A 5,534-nucleotide genomic window follows, 5' to 3' on the forward strand; every position below is an offset into this window, starting at 1 on the left:
CTTTTACAGGTCTTCCTTATGAGACCATGGTTTCTTATTTGGAAATCGCTGGTCAATATAAAAAGAAGGGCATTATTGATAGAATCAGACTCTCAACCAGACCTGATTATATAAATAATTCCATTCTAGACACTTTAAAATCTTATCAAGTGGATACTATTGAATTAGGCATCCAATCCTTTGAAGATGAAGTTTTGAAAGCCAATGAGAGGTGACACTCTGCCCTTGATTCTAAAAGAGCAAGCGAGCTTATAAAAGAATATGGTTTTACTTTGGGCCATCAAGTTATGCCAGGCTTGTATAAAGATAATAGGGAGAGAATTATCGCAACCGCCCTTGAGTCTGCGAGAATGAGACCAGATATAGCTAGGATTTATCCGACTCTTGTAATTAAGGATACCAAGCTAGAAAAACTTTACCAAGCAGGTCTTTACCAGCCATTGACCCTAGCAGAGGCTGTGGAGATATCAGCAGAAGTCTTAATGATTTTTACTTACAAAAATATAAATGTTATAAGAATAGGTCTTCAGCCAACAGATAATATTAACGAAGGCGCAGATGTGGTTGCAGGGCCTTTTCATGCTGCGATGAGGCAACTTGTAGAGTCTTATATTTATAGGCTCTACCTTGAAGAAATTATTAAGAGTGAAAATATAAGGGGAGATATCCTTATTCACGCTAAATCCAAGGATATTTCTCTTATAACAGGTAACAAAAAGTCCAATAAAAAATATTTTTATGACAAGTATAAGATTAAAATGGCCTTTGTGAATGCTGAATCATTTTATTTGGAAAATGATAAAGGGAAAATAAGTTTAGATTTACAAGCTTTTATAAAATCTTATGTAGAAAAAAAGTACGGTGGTGATTTAAATTAGACTAGAAAGTATAGAGCTAAAGGGTTTTAAGTCCTTTGCAGAAAAGACAAAAATAAAATTTGATAGCCAGATAACAGCTGTTGTTGGACCTAATGGTTCAGGCAAGTCTAATATTTCTGATGCCGTAAGGTGGGTTCTTGGCGAGCAATCAATAAAAAGTTTGCGTGGTGCAAATATGAAGGATGTTATCTTTACAGGTGCCAAGAGTGCCATGAATATAGCTGAAGTTAGCCTAAATTTTTCTAATGAAGATAAGAAGTTAGATCTTCCTTACGAAAAGGTAGCTATCACTCGTAGGATTTATAGGTCTGGAGAAAATGAATATAAGATTAATGATAAAAGAGTCAGACTAAAGGATGTTAGAGAATTATTTTTAGATACTGGTGGTGGTAAGGAAGGTTATTCGATTATAGGTCAGGGCAGGATTGATGAAATAATTTTGTCTTCTCCAAAGGATAGGAGGGCGATTTTCGAAGAAGCTTCTGGTATATCCAAGCATAAGTATAGGCGAGATGAGGCTAGTAAAAAGCTAGAAGCAGTAAATAATGACCTTGAAATTATCGAAAAGGAATTAGAATATAAGGAAAAAGACTACAAGCTTTTAAAAACTTACAAGGAAAATTACCTAAAGCATAGGGACTTAACAGATGAAATAAATAAAAAATCCTATTTTTATTTAAAAAATAAGTCCTATGACATGATTAAAAAAAGAGATTCCTTAAAAATTCAAATAAAAAACCTAGACGAAAAAATTAATGAATTAGAAAGCCAAAACTCATCAATAAGGGAAAAGCTTAGCCCATTTAGAAAAGAGTATGACCTCGATAAGGAAAGATTAGACAATTTAATAGCAAACCTATCTTCCTATGAGAAAAATATTGAAAAAGCAAATTCAAGCATAAAACTAAATGAACAAAAGCTTGACTATGATGAAAAAGATAAGGCAAGAATTAGTCAGATCCTCGAAAGCCTTGAAAATAATTTTATAAAAGAAGCTAAGTCCCTAGAAGAAAAGCAAAAAAATCTTAAAACTTTGGTAGAATCCATTTTTGAAATAGAAAAAGATTTGAAAGATAAAAAAGAAGCTAGGTCTGGGCTTGAAGAAGAAATCAGGCTTTTAAATGAAGAAATTTCTAAGGATCAAAATTCTTACGAAGAAATTAAGGCTAAAATTATAGACTACCAAGTCTTTGAAAAATCAAAGGCTATTATAGACGAAAAAAGAAAAAAAGACCTTGAAGAAAAAAAGATAAAAATCCAAAAGCTTGACGATGAAATTAGTGGTTTAAAAAACCAATTAGAAGAATTGGAATCAAATGAAGAGATCTTGTCTAGCGAGATTTTAGAAGAAGAAGGGAAAATAAGAAAGCTTGGAGAGGCAATAACTTTATTGACCGAAGAGTCAAACAAAACAACATCAAGTTTAAATAACTTAAAACTTGATATGAAGTCCATGCTTTCTGATTATAAAATAGAAAAAAATCTTTTGGAAAATAACCAGGGATACTTTTATCCAGTTCAAGATTTCCTAAAAAAAACCAAGGTAAATGGCTTGGCTGGATTTTATTTGGATACCCTTGCTAATTTGATTTCGGTAAGGATTGGTTACGAGGAAATTATTGATAACCTAATAGGTGCTGGACTTCAAAATATAGTCACAAGGACTAAGGAAGACACTAGAGAATTAATAAACTTTGTAAATAGGGAAAAGCTTGGCAGATTAACATTCTTGCCTATTGATTCAATAAATTCCGCTGTGAAGGAAAAACCAAGTGAACCTGAAGTTATATCCATGGCCTATGAATTAGTGGGATATGATGAGAAACTTACTGGTATAATTGGACATTTTCTAGGTTCTACTGTGGTTGTAAAAGACATAGATGCAGCTATTTCCCTTTCAAAAAAAATAAAGGGCTATAGGATTATAAGTTTAAAATTAGATATTATTAATACCTGGGGTTCCAGGGTTGCAGGAACAAATAAAAATAAACGTTCGTCAACAAACCTCCTGAATAGGAAGAAAAAATTAGCAGACCTTGAAAAGTCAATTCAAAACTTAAATCAAAAGCAAAAATCCCTTGAAGATAAGCTTGCAGAAATAAATTTAGACCTAGAAAGAAATAAAAATTCCCTTATAGAATTTAGAAGTACTTATGAAAATAAGTTGGAAGCTAAGAAAGATCTCACAAACATCATAGAAAGACTAAAATTAAAAATCGAATCCCTTAGCCAACAAAGGTTAGATTTGGATAGGGATGGACTTGACTATGAAGAAAGGGAAAGTGGTGTTGACATAGATAAGTTAAAAGCTGATGAAGAAATACTTTTAAATATTCTTGGTCAAAAAAATAAGGACTTAGAAGAAAAATCAGGTGCTTTTAATCTCATAAAGGAAACCCTAATCACCCTTACAAATAAATTGGAAATAGCAAAGAGGGATAAGAGTCTTGAGGAAAATAGCTTAGCTAATTTGAAAAATAATTTGGAAGATATAAGGGCAAATAAAAGAATCCAAGAAAAATTATTGGCAAAGCTAGAAGAAGACCTAGAAGCTTCTAAGGGAAATGCAGAAAATCTCGATAAATCAATAGCTTTATATAAAAAAGAAGCCGAAAACCTAAAGTCAGTCATTGAAGAACTTCAAGAAAGTCTCAAGCTAAGAGAAGGGGAAAATATAAAACTCATCGAAGAAAATCAGAAGTTTGAAGACGAGCTTAAAAACCTAGATATAGAAAGGGTAAAACTTTCCTATAAATTAGATAATGCTAACGAGAATTATAAAAATTTGGAAGATGAAGTTGGCCCTTATATTACCATGAGTCTTGATGATTTGGCAGAAAAGTTTAAGGAAGAAGAGAGAATTAATCCTACAAAGACAGACTTGATTAATATTCAGAAAAAGATAAATGAAGTAGGATTTTTTACGGAAACAGCTCTCGAGGACTTCGACACTGTCGATAAGGAAGTAAGTTTTATCAAAGACCAGGTTTCTGACCTCAAAAATTCAAAGGCAGATATAGAAAAAATGATCGTACGACTTGAAAAAGAAATGAAGGACGAGTTTTCTAAAAATTTTGCTGTAATTAATGAAAATTTCACCAAGATTTTTAAAATCCTCTTCATGGGTGGGGACGCAAGGCTAATCCTTGATAGCGAAGACTTTTTAACAGCAGGTGTTGAAATCGAAGCCAAACCACCAAGCAAGTCCCTAAAGTCAATCTCACTTCTATCCGGAGGTGAAAAGGCACTCACAGCTGTGGCCCTACTATTTGCGATTTTTGAGCAAAACCCAGCACCATTCTCAATCCTAGATGAGATAGATGCTGCCCTTGATGAAGCCAATATCAAAAGATATATAGAATATCTAAAAGGTCTATCTGACAATACTCAATTTATTATGATTACCCACAGGCAAACAACTATGCAATTGGCAGAAAAAATCCACGGCGTAACCATAGATGATGAGGGAATTTCGAAACTATATTCCATTGGTTTTGCTAGTAATTGATTAAAAGCCCAAAAATAGTAGAATATTTAGGATAAGATAAATTAAATTGCAGATAAATTCTAGGAGTTTTTCCAAAGGAGGAAGTATGGCAATTAGAAATATAAGAATAGACGGAGATCCGATTTTAAGAAAGATCTCAAGACAAGTTGATCAAGTAACAGACAGGATTAGAGTCCTTTTAGACGACATGGCAGCGACCATGTACGAAGCTGATGGTGTAGGCCTTGCAGCCCCACAAGTTGGCAATCTTAGAAGGGTTATTGTTGTGGACCCTAGAGATGGGGAAAACAGCCTAGTTAAGCTTGTAAATCCAGAAATTTTAGAAATGGATGGAGAACAAATAGGGGTAGAAGGTTGCCTTTCTATACCCGATTTTAATGCGACCGTCAAAAGACCAGAGCATGTAAAGGTTAAATATTTAGATGAAAATGGCGAAGAAAAGATTTGGGATGCCCATGGTTTTCCAGCAGTCATCCTTTGCCATGAAATAGACCACCTCAACGGTATCTTGTTTAAGGATAAGTATATCGAAGAGTACAAACCAGAAGAAATGGTAGAAATAGATGATTAATATATGTTTTATGGGTAATCCAAAGTTTGCTTTGCAGACTTTGGATATTCTTTATAAAGATGAAAATATAAACTTGAAGCTTGTTGTATCTGGCAAAGACAAGAAAAGGTCAAGAAATAAATTTAGTCCAACACCTGTCAAAAAATATGCAGAAGAAAACGGCATTAGGGTTGTAACACCAGATACTGTTAACACTGAAGACTTTGTAAATATGCTAAAAGACCTAGAAATTGACTACATTGTTGTAGTTGCCTTTGGCCAGCTAATCAAAGACGTCCTTTTAAATGGTTTTAAGGACAGGATAATAAACCTCCACCCATCTCTACTTCCTCTTTACAGGGGAGCAAGTCCTATGCAGTTTACCCTCCTAAATGGAGATAAAAAAACAGCTGCAACTGTCATGTTAATAGAAAAAGGGATGGATTCCGGGGATATCCTTATCCAAAGAGAAATGGACGTTGACCCAAGTGATGATTATTTTGACCTTGAAGACAAACTTGGCAAAATCGGTGCAGAAGCCATTAGGGATGCGATATTAAACTTCGATGAAGTTTATAATAATAGGATTGACCAAGAT

At 33.8% G+C, this 5,534-nt stretch carries 4 protein-coding genes and 1 pseudogene; all 5 read left to right on the plus strand.

The window, feature by feature from the left end:
* A pseudogene (locus tag RQ907_RS07225) lies at nucleotides 1–215 on the plus strand (radical SAM protein); the annotation flags it as partial.
* A 72-nt stretch (nucleotides 216–287) separates the two neighbouring features.
* Nucleotides 288–878 (plus strand): hypothetical protein, encoded by a 591-nt coding sequence (locus RQ907_RS07230; protein ID WP_311492704.1) that lies wholly within the window; start codon nucleotides 288–290, stop codon nucleotides 876–878.
* Between the two features lie 10 nt (nucleotides 879–888).
* Nucleotides 889–4,386: a chromosome segregation protein SMC gene (gene smc / locus RQ907_RS07235; protein WP_311492707.1), complete on the plus strand. Its 3,498-nt coding sequence runs from the start codon at nucleotides 889–891 to the stop codon at nucleotides 4,384–4,386.
* Nucleotides 4,387–4,471: 85 nt separating this feature from the next.
* A complete protein-coding gene (def, locus tag RQ907_RS07240) occupies nucleotides 4,472–4,957 on the plus strand; it encodes a peptide deformylase (protein ID WP_311492705.1) in 486 nt (161 codons plus the stop codon).
* On the plus strand, nucleotides 4,950–5,534 hold a 585-nt coding region (locus tag RQ907_RS07245; RefSeq protein WP_311492706.1), incomplete at its 3' end, for a methionyl-tRNA formyltransferase. The genes def and RQ907_RS07245, both read left to right, overlap by 8 nt.

The sequence above is a fragment of the uncultured Anaerococcus sp. genome, from assembly GCF_963510575.1.
Classification (GTDB): domain Bacteria; phylum Bacillota; class Clostridia; order Tissierellales; family Peptoniphilaceae; genus Anaerococcus.

Coding starts and splice junctions, on each gene's coding strand:
- RQ907_RS07230 (WP_311492704.1), top strand. CDS start 288: ATGCCAGGCTTGTATAAAGATAATAGGGAGAGAATTATCGCAACCGCC.
- def (WP_311492705.1), top strand. CDS start 4,472: ATGGCAATTAGAAATATAAGAATAGACGGAGATCCGATTTTAAGAAAG.